This window comes from Glycomyces endophyticus (assembly GCF_039531525.1).
Classification (GTDB): domain Bacteria; phylum Actinomycetota; class Actinomycetes; order Mycobacteriales; family Micromonosporaceae; genus Glycomyces; species Glycomyces endophyticus.
This window is the reverse complement of sequence record NZ_BAAAQF010000040.1, coordinates 1-537: the sequence shown is the minus strand read 5'-3', so window position 1 is coordinate 537 and position 537 is coordinate 1. Positions and strand designations below refer to the sequence as shown.

Annotated in this window: 1 pseudogene; it reads right to left on the bottom strand. The window is 50.1% G+C overall.

The features are described 5' to 3' along the window. Positions 1-537: pseudogene (locus ABD419_RS24895) on the bottom strand (IS3 family transposase); the annotation flags it as partial.

The window sequence follows — 537 nt, the reverse complement described above, 5'->3', positions numbered from 1 at the left end:
GGATATTGGGCGCGGCCTCGCCCGTTCTCCCTTTCCAGGCACGATATTTTTTCGCCCTTATCACAGACCGGAGTGACAGTTCTGCCATCAGCCGCTGCACTGTTTTATGGTTTATCCGCAGCCCCTGTTTTCTCAGTGCGAGCGTGATCCTGCGGTAGCCATAACGACCTTTGTGATAGTGGTATATCTTCCTGATGTTCTCTTTAAGACCCGCATACCTGTCCCCTTGCTTCAGTGCATTCATATTGTAATACCACGTGCTACGGGACATACCGGCCGCCCGCAGAAGGTCCCGCAGAGCGTGTTCATGCCTTAGTTCACTGATTATCAGGGCTTTTTGCCATTTTTTTCGCTCTGAACCAAGGCTTTCAACTTTTTTAGATAGGCATTCTCTGCCCGCAGATAACGCAGTTCGGCCCTGAGTTCTTCGGGGGAGAGTTTTTCCAGCTCTTTATCTGTTAGTGGTGGGATATTTTTTGGCTTTGTCATTTTTCCGGGCCGTCCGCATTGTATGTTTAAAAGACCTTCCGCTCCGGC